We start from the raw sequence: 1,640 nt of genomic DNA, 5'->3' as shown, positions 1-1,640 counted from the left end.
CGCCGCTGCCCGACGAAATCGAGGTGCCGGTGCTGCTCAAGGTCGGCGACAACATTTCCACCGACGAGATCTCGCCGGCCGGCGCGCGGGCGCTGCCGTTTCGCTCCAACATTCCCAAGCTCGCGATGTTCAGCTTCACCCAGGTCGACGAGTCGTATCCGCAGCGGGCGCAGGAGGCCGGCGACGACGGTCACATCATCGTCGGCGGCGAGAACTACGGTCAGGGCTCGTCACGTGAGCACGCCGCGATCGCCCCCCGTTATCTCGGTCTACGGGTCGTCATCGCTAAGTCGTTCGCCCGCATCCACTGGCAGAACCTGGCCAATTTCGGCGTGTTGGCGCTCGAGTTCGACGACCCCGACGATTACGAATCCATCGATCAGGACGACACGCTGCGCATCGGCGGTCTTCGCGAGGCATTGGCAGACAAGGACACGCTGCAGGTCGATAACGTCACCAAGGATTCGTCTTTCACTGTGCGGCACCGTCTTTCGCCGCGGCAAGTCAAGGATGTGTTGGCCGGCGGCCTGATCCCACGGTTAGCCGAAGACTAGACTTTTCGCTCGTTGGCCACGTCAACGCGAGCGAGAAGGGTACGGCCATGACAGACCGGATACCAGCGGCCCTAGGCCGGCGCCAACTACTCGGAATTTCGATATCCGCAGCTAGTGCGATCGGCTTGTCCGCATGTGGGAGCTCACCGCCCGAGCCCCCTCCAAGCCAATCCGGTGCATCCTCCGAACAAGAGGTGCCGGTCACGCCACCTGAAGACTTGATGCGCGAGCACGGCGTGCTCAAGCGCATCTTGCTGATTTATCGGGAAGGCATTCATCGTCTGGAGGCTGAGGAGCCGGATCCATCTCAGGCGCTCAACGCCAGCGCCGGGATTATTCGAAGTTTCATCGAGGACTACCACGAACACCTTGAAGAGCAATACGTGTTTCCTAGCCTGGAGAAGGCAGGCAAACTCACCGATATCACCAGCGTGCTACGCGTTCAGCACCAACGTGGCCGCGAGCTAACGGATCGTATCCTCGGTGCCACTACTGCCGCGGTTTCACTTGAGCAGCCTGAGCGAGAAGCCTTGGTGCAAGACATGTCTGCGTTCATTCGGATGTATGAGCCGCATGAGGCCCGTGAAGACACCGTCGTTTTCCCCGCGTTGCGCGACGTACTGCCCGCGCAGAAGTTTCGCGACCTTGCTGAAGCCTTCGAAGACGAAGAGCATCGGCGGTTCGGTCCGGCCGGCTTCCAAGGGGTGGTCGACAAAGTCGCCGATATCGAGAAAAGTCTCGGCATCTACGACCTGAGCCAGTTCACCCCGGACTGACAAGCACTACGGTTTATCCGACTTGGTCAGTTCATTGGCCCACACCGATCGGGCGCCGGAGTCGCCGATACGAACCACCTGCACGATCGATGCGGCGCCCACCGCGATTGTCAGCATCGCAACCGCCACGTTGAGTTTCAGCGCTGGTGTGGCTGATCGGCTTTCACGCAGGTGCAGCAGTGTCAATATGGCGGCGACGAGAAGCATCGCGATCGAGAAGTAAATCATCCAGCCGCCGCGGTCGGCGTGGGTGTTCAAGATGTCGCGATGATGGCTTTCCCGGTCGTACAGCCATTCCCCTGCCTCCGTG

Annotated in this window: 1 protein-coding gene and 2 pseudogenes; 2 read left to right on the top strand and 1 reads right to left on the bottom strand. The window is 60.8% G+C overall.

The genetic code is table 11. The features are described 5' to 3' along the window. Positions 1-554 (top strand): annotated as a pseudogene (locus WBF82_RS22045) (aconitate hydratase); the annotation flags it as partial. A 47-nt stretch (positions 555-601) separates the two neighbouring features. Continuing rightward, on the top strand, positions 602-1,330 hold the full coding sequence (locus WBF82_RS22040) for a hemerythrin domain-containing protein (protein WP_424385057.1): 729 nt from the start codon (positions 602-604) through the stop codon (positions 1,328-1,330). 6 nt (positions 1,331-1,336) lie between these two features. On the opposite strand, the pseudogene WBF82_RS22035 reads toward WBF82_RS22040, so the two are convergent. Continuing rightward, positions 1,337-1,640, bottom strand: a pseudogene (locus WBF82_RS22035) (hypothetical protein); the annotation flags it as partial.

It is taken from the genome of Mycobacterium sp., from assembly GCF_049673265.1.
GTDB lineage: Bacteria > Actinomycetota > Actinomycetes > Mycobacteriales > Mycobacteriaceae > Mycobacterium.
Note: the sequence above shows the minus strand (reverse complement) of the source record. Positions and strands in the feature narration are given on the sequence as shown.

Coding starts and splice junctions, on each gene's coding strand:
- WBF82_RS22040 (WP_424385057.1), top strand. CDS start 602: ATGACAGACCGGATACCAGCGGCCCTAGGCCGGCGCCAACTACTCGGA.